Source organism: Flavobacterium sp. (genome assembly GCF_004211145.1).
Lineage (GTDB): Bacteria > Bacteroidota > Bacteroidia > Flavobacteriales > Flavobacteriaceae > Flavobacterium.
Window position 1 is genome coordinate 31,639 of the sequence record NZ_SEBS01000006.1, and the last position, 18,775, is coordinate 50,413.

Annotated in this window: 15 protein-coding genes and 1 other RNA gene; 6 read left to right on the forward strand and 10 right to left on the reverse strand. The window is 47.0% G+C overall.

Annotated elements, in window-relative coordinates; genetic code table 11:
- Positions 1 to 275: 275 nt before the first annotated feature.
- The 4 genes from rny to EOO50_RS04100 all read right to left on the reverse strand — a co-directional run bounded on the left by rny (position 276) and on the right by EOO50_RS04100 (position 2,669).
- Positions 276 to 1,841 (reverse strand): ribonuclease Y, encoded by a 1,566-nt coding sequence (gene rny, locus EOO50_RS04085; RefSeq protein ID WP_290838157.1) that lies wholly within the window; start codon positions 1,839 to 1,841, stop codon positions 276 to 278.
- An 80-nt stretch (positions 1,842 to 1,921) separates the two neighbouring features.
- A non-coding RNA gene (ssrS, locus tag EOO50_RS04090) (6S RNA) lies at positions 1,922 to 2,028 on the reverse strand.
- Positions 2,029 to 2,082: 54 nt separating this feature from the next.
- Positions 2,083 to 2,376: a cell division protein ZapA gene (locus EOO50_RS04095; protein WP_290838159.1), complete on the reverse strand. Its 294-nt coding sequence runs from the start codon at positions 2,374 to 2,376 to the stop codon at positions 2,083 to 2,085.
- A gap of 2 nt (positions 2,377 to 2,378) precedes the next feature.
- A complete protein-coding gene (locus EOO50_RS04100) occupies positions 2,379 to 2,669 on the reverse strand; it encodes a hypothetical protein (protein WP_290838161.1) in 291 nt (96 codons plus the stop codon).
- A gap of 216 nt (positions 2,670 to 2,885) precedes the next feature.
- Here EOO50_RS04100 and EOO50_RS04105 point away from each other — a divergent pair, with 216 nt between their 5' ends.
- From EOO50_RS04105 to EOO50_RS04115, 3 genes are read left to right on the forward strand one after another with little or no spacing between them, the layout of a single operon-like run.
- Positions 2,886 to 4,589 (forward strand): M23 family metallopeptidase, encoded by a 1,704-nt coding sequence (locus EOO50_RS04105; protein WP_290838163.1) that lies wholly within the window; start codon positions 2,886 to 2,888, stop codon positions 4,587 to 4,589.
- Positions 4,590 to 4,600: 11 nt separating this feature from the next.
- Positions 4,601 to 7,093 carry a TonB-dependent receptor gene (locus EOO50_RS04110; RefSeq protein ID WP_290838165.1) on the forward strand — a complete coding sequence of 831 codons (2,493 nt, stop codon included), beginning with the start codon at positions 4,601 to 4,603 and terminating at the stop codon, positions 7,091 to 7,093.
- 57 nt (positions 7,094 to 7,150) lie between these two features.
- A complete protein-coding gene (locus EOO50_RS04115; protein ID WP_290838167.1) occupies positions 7,151 to 7,858 on the forward strand; it encodes a hypothetical protein in 708 nt (235 codons plus the stop codon).
- Between the two features lie 184 nt (positions 7,859 to 8,042).
- On the opposite strand, the gene EOO50_RS04120 is transcribed toward EOO50_RS04115, so the two are convergent.
- The 6 genes from EOO50_RS04120 to EOO50_RS04145 all read right to left on the reverse strand — a co-directional run bounded on the left by EOO50_RS04120 (position 8,043) and on the right by EOO50_RS04145 (position 15,505).
- Positions 8,043 to 8,810 carry a DUF3667 domain-containing protein gene (locus tag EOO50_RS04120; RefSeq protein WP_290838169.1) on the reverse strand — a complete coding sequence of 256 codons (768 nt, stop codon included), beginning with the start codon at positions 8,808 to 8,810 and terminating at the stop codon, positions 8,043 to 8,045.
- A 230-nt stretch (positions 8,811 to 9,040) separates the two neighbouring features.
- On the reverse strand, positions 9,041 to 9,742 hold the full coding sequence (locus EOO50_RS04125; RefSeq protein ID WP_290838170.1) for a hypothetical protein: 702 nt from the start codon (positions 9,740 to 9,742) through the stop codon (positions 9,041 to 9,043).
- Positions 9,743 to 10,107: 365 nt separating this feature from the next.
- Entirely contained in the window at positions 10,108 to 11,934 is a 1,827-nt protein-coding gene (locus tag EOO50_RS04130) for an ABC transporter ATP-binding protein (RefSeq protein ID WP_290838172.1), read from the reverse strand.
- Positions 11,934 to 13,661, reverse strand: a complete 1,728-nt coding sequence (locus EOO50_RS04135; protein WP_290838173.1) for a phospho-sugar mutase — start codon at positions 13,659 to 13,661, stop codon at positions 11,934 to 11,936. The genes EOO50_RS04130 and EOO50_RS04135 overlap by 1 nt, the downstream gene beginning before the upstream one ends.
- Positions 13,662 to 14,023: 362 nt before the next feature.
- Positions 14,024 to 14,980: a glycosyltransferase family 2 protein gene (locus tag EOO50_RS04140; RefSeq protein ID WP_290838174.1), complete on the reverse strand. Its 957-nt coding sequence runs from the start codon at positions 14,978 to 14,980 to the stop codon at positions 14,024 to 14,026.
- The gene (locus EOO50_RS04145) at positions 14,981 to 15,505 is read right to left on the reverse strand and encodes a DUF4199 domain-containing protein (RefSeq protein ID WP_290838176.1); all 525 of its coding nucleotides are present in this window, start codon (positions 15,503 to 15,505) and stop codon (positions 14,981 to 14,983) included. It lies immediately after the preceding gene.
- A 166-nt stretch (positions 15,506 to 15,671) separates the two neighbouring features.
- Between EOO50_RS04145 and EOO50_RS04150 the strand changes: the two genes are divergently transcribed.
- The 3 genes from EOO50_RS04150 (at position 15,672) to EOO50_RS04160 (ending at position 18,746) form a co-directional block, all read left to right on the forward strand.
- Positions 15,672 to 16,955, forward strand: coding sequence for a cation:proton antiporter (locus EOO50_RS04150; protein ID WP_290838178.1), 1,284 nt, complete (start codon positions 15,672 to 15,674; stop codon positions 16,953 to 16,955).
- A 126-nt stretch (positions 16,956 to 17,081) separates the two neighbouring features.
- Positions 17,082 to 17,333: a type B 50S ribosomal protein L31 gene (locus EOO50_RS04155; protein WP_290838179.1), complete on the forward strand. Its 252-nt coding sequence runs from the start codon at positions 17,082 to 17,084 to the stop codon at positions 17,331 to 17,333.
- Positions 17,334 to 17,570: 237 nt separating this feature from the next.
- Positions 17,571 to 18,746 carry a GlmU family protein gene (locus EOO50_RS04160; protein WP_290838181.1) on the forward strand — a complete coding sequence of 392 codons (1,176 nt, stop codon included), beginning with the start codon at positions 17,571 to 17,573 and terminating at the stop codon, positions 18,744 to 18,746.
- Positions 18,747 to 18,775 lie beyond the last annotated feature (29 nt).

Sequence of the window (18,775 nt, forward strand, 5' to 3'; positions counted from 1 at the left end):
TTAGCCACAGATACACGGCTTTTGCTTCGCCAGTTCGCTTCGCTCGGGTCACGGATTGGTCATAAAAAAAGCCCGGAATCGAAATCCGGACTTTTACAATTTATAATAACGAGTCGCAGTCATTAGTGCTTTCGACTTTGGACTTTGGACTTTCGACTTTTTTACAAATCGTTCCATAAAAAAAAGCCCGAATCGAAATCCGGACTTTTTACTTATAATATCGAGTCATCGCCTTTCAGACTTTCGCCTTTTGACTTTCGACTTTTAACTTTCTACTATTTTGCGATATTCACCGCTCTCGTCTCCCGAATCACCGTGATCTTAACCTGCCCCGGATACGTCATTTCGGTTTGGATTTTTTGTGAGATTTCGAACGACAAGGTTCCTGCCATTTCGTCGGACACTTTTTCGCTTTCGACGATTACGCGCAATTCGCGTCCCGCCTGGATAGCATAAGCGTTTTTGACGCCCTGGAATCCGAATGCGATCTGTTCCAAATCCTTCAAACGTTGGATGTACGAGTCCAAAACCTGACGGCGTGCGCCCGGACGTGCTCCTGAAATCGCATCACAAACCTGGACGATAGGCGACAGCAACGATTTCATTTCGATCTCGTCGTGGTGCGCACCGATGGCGTTACAAACTTCTTCTTTCTCTCCGAATTTCTCGGCCCATTGCATACCCAAAAGTGCGTGCGGCAAATCGCTTTCGGTATCAGGCACTTTCCCGATATCGTGGAGCAATCCGGCACGCTTGGCGAGTTTCACGTTCAGTCCGAGTTCGGCTGCCATGATACCGCAAAGTTTCGACACCTCGCGCGAGTGTTGCAAAAGGTTTTGCCCGTAAGACGAGCGGTATTTCATTCGTCCGATGATCTTGATCAATTCAGGATGCAATCCGTGGATGCCAAGGTCGATGACGGTTCGTTTCCCGACTTCGGCGATCTCATCGTCGATCTGTTTCGTGGTCTTGGCTACGACTTCTTCGATTCGCGCCGGGTGGATACGTCCGTCGGTCACCAATTTGTGCAACGACAAACGCGCTATTTCGCGTCGGACAGGATCAAAACACGAAAGGATGATCGCTTCAGGCGTGTCGTCGACGATGATCTCAACTCCGGTCGCGGCTTCAATCGCGCGGATGTTTCGACCTTCACGGCCAATGATGCGTCCTTTAACGTCGTCCGATTCGATGTTGAAAACCGATACGCAGTTCTCGACGGCTTCCTCGGTTCCAACGCGCTGGATCGTGTTGATGATGATTTTCTTGGCTTCCTGTTGGGCCGTAAGTTTTGCTTCCTCGATCGTTTCCTGGATGTGCGCCATCGCTTTGGTCTTGGCCTCGGCGCGTAATCCTTCAACAAGCTGTTCGCGGGCTTCTTCGGCCGAAAGACCTGAAATCACCTCGAGTTGGTTGAGTTGGCTCTTGTGCATTTTCTCGACTTCCTGCGTCTTGCGGTCGAGCATTTCGATTTTCGTATTGTATTCAGCCGTCTTGGCCTCGTAATCGTCGTTGACTTTTTTGGCTTTCGACAATTCGCTCGACACTTGCGATTCCTTATCGCGGATGCGTTTCTCGGCCTCGGCGGTCTTCTTGTCGCGCGACAGAATTACTTGTTCGTGCTCGGCTTTGAGCTCGATGAATTTCTCTTTCGCCTGGAGGATTTTATCTTTCTTGATATTTTCAGCTTCCTGGTTCGCGTCCTTAATGATTAACGACGCGTCTTTTTTCGCGTTCTTGAGCAATCCCGAAACGGTCTTTTTCTCGAGGAACTTCGCGAATGCGAAACCTCCGCCAATGCCGACGATCGCTGCTATGATTATTAGTAATGTATTATCCATGTTTGTTGAAATTAGTGTTTTTGAGTTTCTCTGAACTCTTGTTTGTTGCAATAAAAAAAGCCTACATCAGCTGATTGCATAAACTCGTTATGACAAGTTTTGGGCTAACCCGCTGTTCAAGGATCCGGGACGAGCCGGCGTGCTTTAGTAGTGGCAATTCGCCCATCTGAATTGTTTAATGTTGAGTTTATCAAATGGAAACTAATGTAGGCAGTATCTTAGCTTATGTAAAAGAACGTGTTTATCGGTTGAGATATTCGGCAAGCATTTCATTGATCGCGCTCAGTCGCTGGATGGTCTCGGTTCCGTCAATCGAATTGTCGAGCTGTTTCTGTTCGAGCTGGGATGCGAACTGTAACGCGCACATCGCCAAGACGTCCTGTTTATCGCGGACGGCGTAATTTTCCTCGAACTGCTTGATCATCACGTCGATTTTCCTCGACGCGCTGCGAAGGCCTTCTTCCTGCGACATGTTCACCGTTAACGGGTAAACGCGGTCGGCGATGGATAGTTTGATCTTCAGCTTTTCGTCCATAATCAATCTGCGAGCTGGGCGATACAGTAATCAATTTCCCGTATCAATGAATTTATCTTGAGCTTTGTATCTCGTTTATTTTCGTCACTGCCTAGCAATGAATTGGCGATCCTGAGCGTTTCGTTGGCCGATTGCAGCGCCACGATGTCGTGGTTTTGCTTTTCAGCGAGTGCGGAATTCTTGTCCTTTTCTTCCTGAAGTTCGCGGTTGCTCTTCTCGAGAGCATCTATTTTGCGTAGCAGTTTTTGTATCCTGCCTTCAAGAGTATCAATAATTCCTGCAATTTCGCTCATTGAAAATCCTGTTCATTACCTGAATCACAAAGGTAGCATTTCACTTCAATTAGCGAAATTTTTTTGATACGAAATTCGCTACTGAAATCGATGGAGTAGATAATAAATTGCTCCAAAGCCTGTTATGTACATTAAAAATACACTCAGTTTAGAATGGCTTTTTTTATCTTAGCCAACCCGACGTCGGTTGATTTCGGGCTACAATAAATTCCTATCATGAAATCTTTTCTACTCCTTTTGTTTTTGTACGCGCCCGTTTACGCCCAGGATGTCTATCCTAAAGATTTTTTTCGATCGCCTCTCGATATTCCGTTGCAGTTGTCGGGGAATTTCGGGGAACTGCGATCCAATCATTTCCACGCGGGTTTTGATTTCCGAACCCAGCAAAAAGAAGGCTTGAACGTCTATGCGGCGGGCGACGGCTATATCTCGCGCATCAAGATTTCTCCGTACGGTTATGGGAAAGCCATCTATATCGACCATCCGAACGGTTACACGACCGTTTACGGCCACTTGAAAACCGGATCAGGCGCGATCGAGAAATACATCCGCGACAACCAATACAAGCAAGAATCGTTTGAAGTCGAATTGTTTCCGAAGCCCGGCGAACTTCAGGTCTTGAAAGGCGACATCATCGCGTTGTCAGGAAATACGGGCGGTTCTGAAGGTCCGCATCTGCATTTCGAGATCCGACATACGACGTCCGAGAAAATCATAAATCCCTTGTTTTTTGGGTTCGACAAAATCATCATCGATACCAAGAAGCCGTTTTTGCAGACGTTGCTCGCGTATCCGATCGACGCCGATTCTGAAGTGAATGGCGCGAAAACGCCCGTTTTGGTCGATGTCCGACTCGCCGAAGACGGAAGTTATGTCGCCGAAAAACTCACCGCGACGGGACGCATCGGATTCGGAATCACGGCTTTCGACCAAGTCGATTATTCGCCCGGAAAAAACGGAATCTACAAGGTAGAGAATTACGTGAACGGCAAATTGTCATACGGTTACGAGTTCAATACGTTCGCTTTCGACGAATCGCGTTATATCAACGCCGTGATAGATTATCCGAGATTCCGCAAAACGGGCCAGCGCGTGCAACGGCTTTTCCGCAGGCAAGCCAATGATTTCAGCCTCATCAAAACCGATGAGCTTAACGGCGCGATACGGGTCGAACCCAACATGAACCAAATCTGCCGACTCGAAATTTCGGATTTCAATACGAACAACATCGTCATCAACATTCCCGTCGAATATGCCGCGCCTGCCGCCATCGTCTCAACGATTCCCGAAGTTAAACCGTCAGGCTATTTGATCTCGGCGACAAAGGATACGAATCTCGAAAAAGGCAATTTTTCAGTATTTATTCCTGCGAAGGCGTTTTACGATGACGTGTACATGAATTTCGATGTGAGCGGAAATACGATGACTTTCGGGAACGATGATATTCCCGTTCATATGAATTTCAACGTGGTCATCGACGACAAAACCATTCCGGAAGCTGATCGCGAAAAGACGTTTATCGCGTCGGTCATCGGAAGCAGATTGGGTTACAATTCCACGAAGCGAAAGGGTTCGACTTTTTCGACGTACACGAAAAATCTCGGCGGCTTCAAGCTCGCGAAAGACACCGAAGCGCCAAAGATCACGATCGCCAAGAAGATCGAAGGCAAACCTTTGAAAGACGGTTACGTGTCGGCGTTCATATCTGACGGCCTGTCGGGAATCAAAGAATACAAAGGCTATCTGAACGGACATTGGGTGCTTTTCGAGTTCGATTACAAGTCCAAACGCATCACGCATTGGTTTTCGAGTGATGATTTCGTCGTGGACGGCCGCAATGAATTAAAGCTCGTCGTGACTGATAATGTGGGAAATTCCGCTATATTTGAAACGTATTTTTTCAGGAGCAAAACTCCGTAAAACCAAACCATTTGAAGACCAACAAATACTTTTTGACGCTTGTTTTCGCATTGTTCGGAATCGTGGCGTTTTCACAGACCGCGAGGATAAAAGGTGTCATCCTTGACGAAAATAACAACGCTGTTGAAAGTGTTACCGTGAGCACGGGCGCGACCTCGACGGTTACCGACAATACGGGAGCTTACATTTTGACGATTCCCGCGAATGAAACCGTTCGCGTAACATTCACACATGTCTCGCTCAAAAAAATCATTGTTCCAGTGCAACTCGCTCCAAATGAAGAGTTCGAATTCAATCCCGTTATGGGAAACATGTCGGAGCAACTTACTGAGGTCACGATCAACACACAGAATCGCAAGACAGTCGAAGGCATCATCAACATCGAGCCGGAAGTCGTGCGCAAAATTCCGGGAGCGAATGCGGGAATCGAAAACATCATTAAGATTTTGGGCGGAAGCGGCAATAACGAACTGAGTACCGCATATTCGGTCCGAGGCGGCAACTACGACGAGAACTTGGTCTACGTCAATGAAATCGAGATCTACCGACCGTTTTTGATCCGATCGGGACAACAGGAAGGTTTGAGTTTTACGAACACCGATATGGTCGAGAACGTGGATTTTTCCGCCGGAGGTTTCCAGGCGAAATACGGCGACAAACTTTCATCGGTGCTCGACATAACATACAGAACGCCGATCAAGTTCGGTGCTTCGGCCGAAGCGAGTCTTTTGGGCGGAAGCCTGACTGTCGATCTCGTTTCGAAAAACAAGAAATGGGCCGCGATGACGGGCGTGCGTTACCGCGACAACAGCCTTTTGGTGAACAGCCAGGAAACGCAAACCAACTACCGTCCGCGCTACTTGGACGTCCAAACCAACATCACGTTCACGCCGAATACGAAATGGACGTTCAGTTTCCTCGGGAATATTTCCCAGAACCGTTACCATTACGAACCGCTCACGCGCCAGACGAACTTCGGTACGATCGACGAACCGATCGCATTACAGGTCTATTACGACGGTCAGGAAAAAGACAAATATGAAACGTATTTCGGCGCATTCAAAACCACGTTCCAGGTTTCCGAGAAGTTCACATTGAAACTAATTACGTCGGCGTATCACGCGACCGAACAGGAATATTTCGACATTTACGCGGGTTATTTCTTGGGTGAAGTCGATGCGAATATCGGGTCGGAAACTTTTGGCGATGTGACTTTTTCTCGTGGCATCGGCGAACAACTGAATCACGCCCGTAACGATTTGGACGCATTCATCGTGAACGCCGAAGTTAAAGGCAACCACAAATTGTCAGGAAATACAAATATCGACTGGGGTTTCAAATATTCGCGCGAAGACATCCGAGACCGTTTGGTGGAATGGGAAGTGATCGACTCGGCAGGTTTTTCAATCAATCCTCCCATCGTGGATTTCCCGAATTACCAGCCGCAAGTTCCGTATACCGGGCCGCTTGTTCCTTATAATAATGTCCGCGCGACGAATTTCACGACGATCGACAGGCTTTCGGGATTCGTGCAATGGAGCAAGAAAACGAAATTGGGTGAAAGCGACGTTTGGCTCAACGCCGGAGTCCGCGCGCACAACTGGAAAGTGTCGAACGATGTCGGCGCCGACGGAAAGAACCAGACAACGTTCAGCCCTCGCGCCCAATTCACGATCAAACCCAATTGGAAACGCGATATCTTGTTCAGGCTTTCGGGCGGTTTGTACCATCAGCCGCCGACGTATCGGGAACTTCGGGATTCATCGGGAACGGTGCTGCCGAATGTGAAGGCGCAACAATCCATACATTATGTCTTGGGAAGCGATTACAGTTTCAAGATGTGGGACCGACCGTTTAAACTGGTGGCCGAAGCCTACTACAAATCGCTTACCGACGTCAACACATACACGCTTGAAAACGTGCGTATCCGTTACCGCGCCGACAATGATGCGAAGGCTTTCGTGAGTGGTTTCGACGTCCGACTCAACGGCCAATTCGTGCCGAGCCTGAACGGGCAATATTCGTCGTCGAACGAATCCTGGTTCACGTTCGGATATATGAAGACCGAGGAAAATTACAACGGACGCGGTTACATTCCACGACCGACGGACCAGCGATTGAAGTTCGGGGTTCTGTTCCAGGATTACATGCCCGCGATCCCGAGCGTGAAGGTTTACATCAATATGGTTTACAACACCGGTTTGCCCGGAGGTTCGCCTTCATACGCCGATCCATACGTATACCAAAGCCGTTTACGTGATTATCGTCGCGCCGACGTCGGGTTCTCGTACGTGCTTACCGAGAACAATGCGAATCGTCCTGACGGCCATTGGCTCAAGAAGTTCAAGGACTTATCGGTAGGATTCGAGATTTTCAACATGTTCAACAACCAGAACGCGATCACCAATACCTGGGTGCGCGACGTATACACGAAAAATCAATACGGCATTCCGAACTACATGACCACGCGCGTGTTCAACGTTAAACTTTCCGCAAGGTTGTAAGCCAGAACAAAGCGCCTTTCGATTTTTAGTATATTTGGAAAAGTAATTGGCAATCCCATGAAAAAAACACTGCTGCTGCTGGCGAGCGTCGCCTTTTTCGCTTCGTGCAAGAAAGAGGAAACCGATAAGCCCAAAGTGATTTACAAGACGACCGAATCGAAAGTCCAGCCGGTTGCCGATACGACCCAGATCGAGATTGCCGACCTTCCGATCCAAATTTCAGGAACCGATTATTTGATCCATCCGGTCGGGCAATACCGCGTGCTTGACGGTACGAAGCGCTCGGGTTACACGTATGAACGAGGAAGTTTCACGGTTTCAAATTACGGAGAGTTCGAGATTACGGGCTTTTTGCAGAATCTGAAAGTGCAGCAAACCGCTTCCGACTCGATGACCGCGATTTTTGACAAACCTGTTTTGATCCAAACCGCGACGTTCCTCAAAGCTTTCGCCGACAAGACGAAACAGCAAGTCTTGGTGTATTCGCTTTCAGACATGGATACGAACCAGGACGGACGATTGGACCAGAGCGACATCCGAACGCTTTACATGAGCGATATCAGCGGCAAGCGACTCGCTAAAATCTCACCCGAATACCAGGAATTGATCGACTGGAATTTCATCGAATCCAAGAACCGCTTGTATTTCCGTTCGATCGAGGATACGAATAAAAACGGGGAGTTCGATAAGGACGATGTGTTGCATTACAATTACGTTGATTTGCTTTCGGCTGATTGGAAGGCGATAGAGTATAAGCCGGTCTGAATCCAAACCCTTACAAAAAAAAACCGTTGACGTCAAGTTTAGTATATAGGATTGCACCTTATAAATCGGATGTGATCGTATATGAATGCTCTTTGTAATTAAAAGGAAAATGATATAAGAGTGAATCTGGACGATCGCACTCAGACATCATCAAACATGAGCGAATGTAGGATTGCCGTAAATGTTATTTCCCAATAAGGTCGGGCCTGAGTACAACAATTGAGATACTGCCGATAACGATCAAGATAAACATGACAATGCTCATCAGTACGCAAAACAGCAACATCCGTAAGATGATCGCTCCAAGGTCACGACCTCTAAAAAATGTGATCAACGTCCAGACCGTGAAGATGAAAGAGCCGAAACTGACGAACGAAATTGCCCAAAAAAACTCTTTTGAAATGTGCGACATCAAGATCAAAAAAGGAACGAGCACTATATTGATCACCAGACGTTGTGCCGAGGCGAATGTATTTAAAATCACGTGTTCGATAAAATTGTAGCCCCATTTCCTGAAAGCCAAGTACGAGCATATGGAATAGAGCGGCAATTGAAGGATCTCTACGAGTGAATAATGGTCAACGAACCATGTGATTACTTTCCGTTGGATTTCCATCGCCAGTTTTTCTTCCTCGGAACGTGGAACGGTTGTTACATAGGCTTCAAAGTCAACGTAGTGCACCAATACTCCATAAATACCCGCGAGCACGAACAGCAACAAAATCGGTTTGTAATGGTGTACGCGTTTTCCTTCAATGAATTCCCTAATCGAATCGCCCGGACGCGTGAAAAGCGCTTTGACCGAATACATCAAGCCGCCGTTGAAATGCAGGAATACATATTTCGCTTCATCTGAAATATAACGCCAGTTCAAACGTTCGGTCTTGGCTTTTTGACCGCAGTTGTTGCAGAAATTACCTTCGAAGTTGGAGTTGCAGTTTTTGCAGGTCATGGTGGTCTGGTTGGTTTTGCAAGTATAGGGAAAAGTGGTGAGGTAGGGAAGTGCTGTAGTGCTGTAGTGCAGAAGTGCAGAAGTGCAGAAGTGATAGAGTTGTTTTCGGATAAGTCAACGATCTTTCTTCGATGAATAATATCCCAAATTTCGCTCTTTCATTTGTACGAGAACGTTCAGGCTGACTAGCTTAGCACTTCAGCACTTTAGCACTACAGCACTTCACCAAGCTAAATCAAAATCTCACTCTCCAAATCACTTTTCTCAATCCCAAAGTCAAATCCCAAACGCTTCACCAATTCGATCACCAGATTTTTATACCAGTTTTCGGATTTCGGGTGAATGTAGATTTTTTCGATCATGGTGTTGATGTCGACGTCGATCTTCAGTCCGTTGTCGATCTTCATGTCGAACTCCGAAACGTCGGTGATGATGCGCACTTCGCGTTCGTATTGGAAACTTTTTCGTTTGAACAGGAACGGGAAAAACGCATTGTCGAACGGGATATGCTCTTTCTTGTAGTCGATGTAATTTACTTCACCGATGTATTGCGAGAATTGGTTTTCAGGAGAAAGGGCTTTCTGCAAACGCCCGATCGTGGATTGGATCGCCAGACCTTCCTGTTTTTGCGTGAAGATCTGCCACATCGCGAACGATTCGTATTCGTTGAGATGCCACGATGAAATCACGACCTGCTCGCGATGTTGTTTGTAATATTGCAGGAACTCGGGATTATCGGCCGAGAGCTTCTTGATTTCCTCGTATGTCGGTTCTGAAAATGTGCCTTCGTATTGATCTTCGAACTTGTCGGACCGCGACATGAACATTTTGCCCGACAACAGCACATCGATGAGTTTCGACAAATCCATGTATTTCCAGACGATGGTATCCGGGTCGGAGGGAAGCTTAATTTGGGAATCGTGGATGTACATTTTTTTGATTGAAAAATTTAAAGATTGAAGGATTTAAAGAGTTGCATTGCCGCGGCCACTCGCTACATCTTTCGCTGATCGCAAAGCCGTGATTTCAAACAAAGCTTCATCCCATACGAGTGAAGCGAACTGGCGAAACAAACGCGGTTAAACATTAAAGTTAGCGTTTTTTAAACCATTAAGATAGTTAAGGACATTAAGCGTTCGTCAAGAAGTTGGAGGTTTTTGGAGTATGCCTAGTGAAAGGCGGAATTTAAGACGAACAACCTAACGCTAACGTCAAACACCGAGACTAATTCAAATAAACAATTCAACGATTAAACCGAATTTCGAACATCGAAGTAGCGAGTCGCGAAAACGTGCCGTTACTCAAACGACTGCATATTCACCAATTTCCGGTACGTTCCATCGTGCGCGATCAATTCATCGTGCGTTCCCTGCTCGACGATCTTGCCTTTTTGCATGACGACGATACGGTCGGCTTTCTGGATCGTCGAAAGTCTGTGCGCGATAACCACCGACGTCCGGTTCTGCATCATGTTTTCCAACGCTTGTTGCACCAAACGTTCGCTTTCGGTGTCGAGTGCCGACGTAGCTTCGTCCAAAATCATGATCGGTGGATTCTTGAGCACGGCGCGCGCGATGCTGAGACGTTGCTTTTGTCCGCCCGAAAGTTTGTTTCCGCTGTCGCCGATATTCGTGTAGATCGTGTCAGGCAAATCTTTCACGAACTCATAAGCGTTCGCGACTTTCAGGGCTTCGATCACTTCGTCGTCGGTCGCATTCGGTTTTCCGAGTGACACGTTTCCTTTGATCGTGTCGTTGAACAAGATGCTGTCCTGAGTCACCAATCCCATGAGACCGCGCAACGATTGCAGATCCATGTCCCGGATATCGATTCCATCGACGAGAATCGCTCCTTTGTTCACATCATAGAAACGCGTGAGCAGATTCGCGATCGTACTTTTCCCGCTGCCCGATTGGCCGACGAGCGCGACGGTTTCGCCTTTTTTGATATTGAGCGAAAAACCGGTCAACACATTTTCGTCGTTATATGCGAAGTCGATATTGTTTATCGCGATTCCCGATTCGAGCGTTTCCTTGTGGATCGCGTTCGGTTTGCTTGTGATCGGGTTGTGTTCATGAAGGATTTCGAGTACACGATCGGCTGCCGCGGCTCCGCGTTTCACGCCATAAGATGCTTTCGAGATCGCTTTTGCAGGTGTTAGGATATTGTATGCCAATCCCATGTAGGCGATGAACGATCCGGCTTTGAGCGTTCCCTCGACCAAGACCATTTGTCCGCCGTACCAAAGCAGGAACGCGATGACGGCAATCCCGAGGAATTCGCTCATCGGTGAAGCTAGGTTTTGTCGGTTTGTGATACTGTTCGACAATCGGAAAAACCGATTCGTGGATTTCTTGAACGCATCGCCAAAATGATTTTCGGCGTTATAGGATTTTACTACTTTAAGTCCGCCCAACGTTTCTTCGAGCGTCGATAAAAATGTGCCTTGTTCCTGCTGGGCCGCCGTTGATTTTTTCTTGAGTTGTTTCCCGAGAAGTGAAATCGCGTACCCTGAAATCGGAATGAAAACGAATACGAAAAGCGTCAGTTCCCAACTTATCAAAAACATCATGATAATCGTAAAGACAATTGTCAACGGTTCTTTTACGATGAGTTCCAAAATGGCAAGCATGGAATTCTGTACCTCGTTCACGTCGTTCGAGATTCTTGCAATCGTGTCGCCTTTGCGTTTTTCTGAAAAGAATGCAATCGGGAGACGCAAAATTTTGTCGTACATCGACGTGCGCAAATCGCGCAATACGCCGTTTTTTAAGTACGTGATGAAGAACATGGCGAGGTAATCGCACAAGTTTTTCAATAGGAAAATCGAGATTATTCCCGCAACCAAAATGGCGAGAGTGTCGCCCTGGCCATGGGTTTGGCTGAAATCGGTGAGATAATAGCTAAGTAAATCCGAACTGTATTTCTTGATATCGCCCAAACCTGTGAAAACGGGTTTGACGAACACTTTGTTTTCCTGTTTGAAAAGCACGTCGAGCATCGGCATAAGCGCCACGAAAGACAGCGTGCTGAACAACGCGTACAAAATGTTGAAAAATATATTCAGAAACGCGTATTTTTTGTACGGCTTCGCAAAAGGAATAATCTTTTTTAAACTGCTCATTAATTGATTTTAAGGTCGCGGACGATGTCCTTGATTTTAGCGTCGAGTTGTTTCTCGGCTTCGGGAATATCCTCGACTGAATCGATCGCAGCGTTCACGCTTACGTAAAATTTGATTTTAGGTTCGGTTCCGCTTGGTCGTGCGGCGATTTTGGCGCCGTCTTCGGTATAATAGATCAATACGTCCGATTTTGGGATAGAGATCGCATCTTCTTCACCCGTAACGAGATTTTTCGCCACCGACGATTGGTAATCCTCGACCAAGACAACGCGTTCTCCCGCGATTTCCTTAATTGGATTTTCGCGCTGGTCGATCATCATCTGTTTGATCTCGTGCGCGCCTTCGATTCCTTTTTTGGTCAGCGAGACGAGATATTCTTTATAAAATCCGTAGTCGACATACAATTGCTGAAGTTCTTTATAAACCGAACTTCCTTTTGCTTTGGCCTGGGCCGCGACTTCGCAAATCAATAACGTCGCACCTACCGCATCCTTGTCGCGCACTTTGTCGCCTACCATGAATCCGAAACTTTCCTCGCCTCCGCCAATGAATTCCTGGTTCGGGAAATCCTTGATGAACTTCGCGATCCATTTGAATCCCGTCAAACCGACTTTACATTCGACGCCGTAAGCCGACGCCAATTCCATTATCATCGGCGTGGAAACGATCGTCGAACCCACGAATTGTTTTCCGTTGAGTTTTCCGGCTTTGCGCCATTGTTCCAAAAGGAAATGCGTCATCAAAACCATTGTCTGGTTTCCGTTGAGCAATACGAGTTTGTTGTTGTTGTCGCGCACCGCAACGCCCAAACGATCGGCGTCGGGATCGGTCCCGATTACGATATCGGCTCCAAGTTTTTCGGCCAATGAAACCGCCATGGACAGCGCTTCGGGTTCCTCGGGATTCGGCGATTTTACGGTCGGGAAATCCCCGTTCGGTTCGGCCTGTTCGGGAACGATGTGCACGTTTTTGTAACCCGCTTTTTCCAACGTCGCAGGAATCGATTTTATCGATGTGCCGTGCAACGACGTATACACGATGCTCAAACCGTCTTTCGCCGATTGTGGCGTGTCGAAACTCGCGTTCTCGACCGTCGATTTCACGAACGCGTCGTCGACTTCCTTGTCGATATACGTGATGAGTTTGTCGTTCGCCGTGAATTTTATCTTGTCGTACGAAAGGCTTTCGATCAATTCGACGATTTCCTTGTCCTGGGGCGGAACGAGCTGTCCGCCGTCTTCCCAATATACTTTGTAACCGTTGTATTCGGGCGGGTTGTGTGATGCCGTGAGCACGATTCCGCATTGGCATTTCAGGTATTTCAATGCGAACGACAATTCGGGCGTCGGGCGCAGATCTGAAAATAAATAAACCTGGATGCCATTCGCCGAGAACACGTCGGCCACGACTTTCGCAAGCGTGTTCGAATTGTGTCGGCAATCATAGGCTATCACGACTTTTATGTCTTTGTTGGGGAACGATTTGTGCAGGTAATCGCTCAAACCCTGGGTGTTTTTCCCGAGCGTATATTGGTTGATGCGATTGGTTCCGACACCCATGACGCCGCGCATTCCGCCCGTTCCGAATTCGAGGTTCTTGTAGAAACTTTCCTCGAGTTCTTTAGGGTTCGACGTCATCATTTCTTCGATTTTTTCGCGGGTTTCGCGGTCAAAATCGGGCGTTAACCATTCGTTTACGCGGTCGAGTATCGGTTGTTCAATTTGCATTGTTGTTGTTTTTTAGGAGCTTATTCCCGCTGCTATTCCAAAGTTTCCGCCGTAAAAATGGTTTTTGCATTTCGTGCGCGTGGCTTCCTTTGGTCGCCCGCGCACTTCGGCAAAATCGCATTTTTACATCGAAAAGCTTTTCCCTTGCATCGGGGCTAGGCTGTAGATTTCAAAGAATAAATATCTTTAAAAATTGCGTCTCGGTCTGTTAATTCACTTATAAATTCAAGGGTCAGACCAAATTATTTTCAAACTCGAACCTATTACAGTTCAACACAAACATCGTGCATTCATGGCTAAAAAATCAATATTCGGCCACGAATGCACGAATCTGAATTCTATGGCAATACGGCAGGTTCGAACTACAGATTAACGCGATCCGAGACTTTATATCGGTCGTTGTTGTTTCGCGCGCGCAAAATGATTTCGCCCAAAAATCCCGCGAGGAACAATTGGGTCCCGATCACCATCGTGGCGAGTGAAATATAAAACCACGGGTTTTGGGTCACAAGAATCGTAGGCTGTCCGTCGTACAAACGCACGAGCTTTGCGATTCCGATGTAGCCCGCGGCCAAGAATCCGATCACGAACATGATCGAACCGAGCGCCCCGAACAAGTGCATCGGCTGTTTCCCGAACCTCGAAAGGAACCAGATCGTGATCAAGTCGAGAAATCCATTAATGAATCGGTTCATCCCGAATTTGGTTTCTCCGTATTTTCGCGCCTGATGTTTCACGACTTTTTCACCGATTTTCTTGAAGCCGGCGTTCTTCGCCAAAACGGGAATATATCGGTGCATTTCGCCCGAGACTTCGACGTTTTTCACGACCTTGTTTTGGTAGGCTTTCAGTCCGCAGTTGAAATCGTGCAAATGGACGCCGCTTGTCATTCGGGCCGCCCAGTTGAACAATTTCGACGGCAAATTCTTCATCACTACGTTGTCGTACCGCTTCTTTTTCCAGCCTGAGACGAGATCGAAATGATCGTTGGTGATCATGTGAAAAAGTTCAGGGATTTCGTCGGGATTGTCCTGAAGGTCGGCATCCATCGTAATCACGACGTCGCCTTTGGCCGCGGCGAATCCGGCGTGCAACGCTTGCGACTTCCCGAAATTCTTCATGAATCGGATGCCTTTTACATTCGGGTTCTCGTGTGAAAGCGTGTCGATGATCTGCCACGAATTGTCGGTGCTGCCGTCGTCTATGAAAAGAACCTCATACGTATATGCGTTTTTTTCCATGACCGAAACGATCCAGTTGTGGAGTTCGTGCAACGATTCTTCCTCGTTAAGCAGCGGGATAACTATGGATAAATTCATTTATTCTTTATAGGTAGGGCGGCTTTTGAAGATCAGGGCCAAGATAAGTCCCAGCACGCAGCTGATGGCGATCGCGACGACGGCATTCGTGAAAAGCGTTCCGATCGAGAACTGGTCCTCTTTTTGCAATTTTTCGACCGCTTCGTTTATCGATGCCGCCGGGGCGTCGAAACCTTCCATGATGCTCACGGTCGCCTTGATTGATTGTTCCTTGACAATTTCTTTCGCTCCGGGATCCACAAAATTATACAATACTACATTATATAATGTTCCGATAAGGATCGCCAAAACCGCAGCGATGAAAAAAGTAGTGAAAGCTTGTTTGAACGAGAACACGCCACCCATTTCTTTTTTTGTTTTTGAGAGCATCACGCAGTACAGCGCGATTGAGATGACCAGACCTAAAACGCTGAGCCACCAAGCTGTGTAAAGTTGTAGTGCGTAGACGATCGTCGCGCTCAGGATGCCGACTACACCGATGATGATTCCGTAAGTCGTTCCGTTTTTCTTGATTGCTGATTCCATGTTTTGTAGTTGTTTATTTTGGTTAACAAATATAGCAATTCCACTTTAATGATAATTGGTAGATTTTAATAGTAGTGGTTTTGGAACATCTGCTAAAAATTAGGTAAAAAGCCGCTTTCAAATTGGCATTTCGCGCGCTGTGGGTTATCTTTAGAAAAATCCGCTTATGTTCGATAATTTATTTAAGGTTGAAGAATACACGTCGCTTTTGTTTTTCACGGGCTGCATCGCGCTGCTTGCGGCGGTCGTTCCCGTGATTTGCAGGCGGAAACACATTTCGGCGCCGGTCGTTTATCTGCTTGTTGGTTTTGTGGTTTTCTTTTTCTTCTCGGATTTGGAAATCGACCTCGACGATCATTTGAAAACCGTCGAACACATCACCGAATTCGTGATTTTCGTAGCGCTCGCGAACGCCGGAATCCGCATCACGGAACCGTTTAAGTGGAGAACCTGGAAAAACGCGTTTTGGCTTTTGGCCGTTACGATGCCGATCACGATAATCGGGGCCGCATTCATAGGGCATTGGTTCTTGGGATTCGGTCCTGCGACTGCGGTGTTGTTCGGAGGTTTGATTGCACCGACCGATCCCGTTCTCGCGTCGGAACTTCAAACATCCGAACCCGGAGCGCCCGACAAATCGCAAATAAAACTCGGCCTTACCGCTGAAGCCGGCATCAACGACGGCATCGCGTTCCCGTTCATCTGGCTCGGCATCTACATTGCGACAAAAGGCGAAAATTACGGCGATTGGCTCGTGCCTTGGTTCTTGTTCGAGTTCGTGTACAAGATCGCGGCCGGCGTGATCGTAGGTTTGATAACGGGTTATTTGTTGTATCGCGCGATTTTTTTAGTGAGTAGAAACGTCGAAACCGTCGGTGCGATCAGCCGTGGGATTTTGTCGCTGGCGTTGCTTTTGTTGCCGTATGCGCTCGCCGAGATGGTTTCAGGGTACGGATTTTTGGCGGTGTTTTTCTCGGCTTGCATCTTCAGCAATTCGAAGCGGAATTTGGAGCACGCTTCGAGTTTGCACGACTTCAATGAAGAGTTGGAGAGTTTCGTGGTCGCGCTGATTTTCATCGTTTCGGGATTTTTCATCGCGATCAATTATGAGAATATTTTGGATTTTCACGTGTTGCTCACGGCGCTCGCCATGGTTTTGGTCGTGCGTCCGATTGCGGGTTACATCGGTTTGCTCGGCCGAAAAATAAATCCGTTCCAACGGTTCGTGTTGTCGTTTTACGGGTTGCGCGGCATCGGATCCATTTATTATCTTGCGTTCGCTTTGGGCGCGGCGGCGTTTGCTGATCGGACGAAGTTGATTTCGGTTACGACTGCCACGATTTTACTAAGCGTGATCGTCCACGGACTCAGTGCTCGGACAATCAAGAAATACATTAGGAAATACGACTGGCAGGCGTCGGAGCAAAAAAATACTGAAACCGTTTTGTAATCTTAAAAAAAGACTTACATTTGCGCACTCAAATAAAAACAGTAAAAATCAAAAGCTGTTGCGAGTTCATACCTTTCCGGAGGGAAAGCTTCAGAAGGAACAGCGGCTCAATAAAAAAGATACACCATGAAAAAAGGAGTTCACCCAGAGAATTACAGACTAGTCGCTTTCAAGGACATGTCTAACGACGAGGTTTTCTTGACCAAGTCAACTGCAGATACGAAAGAAACCATTACTCACGAAGGTGTTGAATATCCTGTAGTGAAAATGGAGATCTCTAGAACATCTCACCCTTTTTACACTGGTAAATCGAAACTTATCGACACGGCAGGTCGTATCGACAAGTTCAAAAACAAATACGCGAAACACGTCAAGTAATCGCAATGGTGTTCAAATTACGAAGAGCTCTCTGGAAACAGGGGGCTTTTTTGTTTCAATATTATTTAAAGATTGAAAAATTTAAAGATTTAAAGATTTTGGTATGACGTAGACGTTATAAAATAATCAGGAGGAATCGAGTTATACGTACGTCTAAATTTTTAATGCTAAATTAGCACGTGGTTTGAAGATCCGTGTAATCTTTAAATCTTTAAATTTTTCAATCCTTTAATTATCATGAACTATATTTTATTCGACGGCTCCGTCCGAAACGCGCTTCTCCCGTTTACATTCACCCGTCCTGTCGCCGATATCAGGATCGGGATCTTGACGATTCGCGAGAAATGGGAAAAATACCTTGGGAATACGACGACGACGCTCACCGAGGAATATTTGTCGGAGAAATTCCCGATGGTCGAAATGGAAGAAAACGTGATGATCTACAGTTCGTATCTCCCGACCGAGGAATTGGCCGAAATGGTCAAAAGCCTCGAACCGAACCAAGCCATTTCGAAGAATGACGAGATCATCGCTTTTTACACTCAGGATACGCAGGAAGAAGTCGATTTCGATTCATATGAAATCATTGAGTTCACGGGCGATTGCCTGACAGTCGCGAATCCATGGGATATTTTTGCCAAGAACGACGCGGCGTTGCGCGAGGATTTCGAATTATTGACTGAAGATCGAAAGTCGCAACCGATTCCGTCGAGCGTAAATGTAATCTCGGCTGAAAATATATTCATCGAGGAAGGAGCGAAGCTTGAATTCGTGACATTGAACGCTTCGTCGGGACCGATCTACATCGGCAAGAATTCCGAGATAATGGAAAACTCAGTCATTCGCGGGCCGTTTGCGCTTTGCGAAGGCGGACAGGTCAAACTCGCGACAAAAGTCTATGGAGCGACGACTGTCGGACCTCATTCGAGAATCGGGGGCGAAGTTTCCAATTCGGTGCTTTTCGGATATTCGAACAAAGGCCACGACGGTTTCCTGGGAAATTCGGTACTTGGCGAATGGTGTAATCTGGGCGCCGACACGAACAATTCCAATCTAAAAAACAATTATGAGGAAGTAAAACTCTGGAGTTATGAGAAAGGCGGTTTCGCTAAAACCGGATTGCAGTTTTGCGGCTTAATGATGGGCGACCACAGCAAATGCGGCATCAACACGATGTTCAATACCGGAACGGTCGTGGGCGTGAGCGCGAATATTTTCGGAGCCGGTTTCCCACGTAATTTCGTGCCGAGTTTCAGCTGGGGCGGCGCGTCGGGATTCACGACCTATATGACGAACAAAGCCTTTGAGACCGCGAGAATCGTGATGTCGCGCAGAAACGTCGAATTTGATGAACAGGAAGCGAAAATCCTCGAACATATTTTTGAGGAGACGAAACAGTATAGGAAAGAATAAAAAAAAGCCACGTGATCAGCGTGGCTTTT

Excerpts from the sequence above, each read along its gene's own strand:
- rny (WP_290838157.1), bottom strand. The coding sequence starts at position 1,841 with ATGGATAATACATTACTAATAATCATAGCAGCGATCGTCGGCATTGGC.
- EOO50_RS04095 (WP_290838159.1), bottom strand. The coding sequence starts at position 2,376 with ATGGACGAAAAGCTGAAGATCAAACTATCCATCGCCGACCGCGTTTAC.
- EOO50_RS04100 (WP_290838161.1), bottom strand. The coding sequence starts at position 2,669 with ATGAGCGAAATTGCAGGAATTATTGATACTCTTGAAGGCAGGATACAA.
- EOO50_RS04105 (WP_290838163.1), top strand. The coding sequence starts at position 2,886 with ATGAAATCTTTTCTACTCCTTTTGTTTTTGTACGCGCCCGTTTACGCC.
- EOO50_RS04115 (WP_290838167.1), top strand. The coding sequence starts at position 7,151 with ATGAAAAAAACACTGCTGCTGCTGGCGAGCGTCGCCTTTTTCGCTTCG.
- EOO50_RS04120 (WP_290838169.1), bottom strand. The coding sequence starts at position 8,810 with ATGACCTGCAAAAACTGCAACTCCAACTTCGAAGGTAATTTCTGCAAC.
- EOO50_RS04125 (WP_290838170.1), bottom strand. The coding sequence starts at position 9,742 with ATGTACATCCACGATTCCCAAATTAAGCTTCCCTCCGACCCGGATACC.
- EOO50_RS04130 (WP_290838172.1), bottom strand. The coding sequence starts at position 11,934 with ATGAGCAGTTTAAAAAAGATTATTCCTTTTGCGAAGCCGTACAAAAAA.
- EOO50_RS04135 (WP_290838173.1), bottom strand. The coding sequence starts at position 13,661 with ATGCAAATTGAACAACCGATACTCGACCGCGTAAACGAATGGTTAACG.
- EOO50_RS04140 (WP_290838174.1), bottom strand. The coding sequence starts at position 14,980 with ATGAATTTATCCATAGTTATCCCGCTGCTTAACGAGGAAGAATCGTTG.
- EOO50_RS04145 (WP_290838176.1), bottom strand. The coding sequence starts at position 15,505 with ATGGAATCAGCAATCAAGAAAAACGGAACGACTTACGGAATCATCATC.
- EOO50_RS04150 (WP_290838178.1), top strand. The coding sequence starts at position 15,672 with ATGTTCGATAATTTATTTAAGGTTGAAGAATACACGTCGCTTTTGTTT.
- EOO50_RS04155 (WP_290838179.1), top strand. The coding sequence starts at position 17,082 with ATGAAAAAAGGAGTTCACCCAGAGAATTACAGACTAGTCGCTTTCAAG.
- EOO50_RS04160 (WP_290838181.1), top strand. The coding sequence starts at position 17,571 with ATGAACTATATTTTATTCGACGGCTCCGTCCGAAACGCGCTTCTCCCG.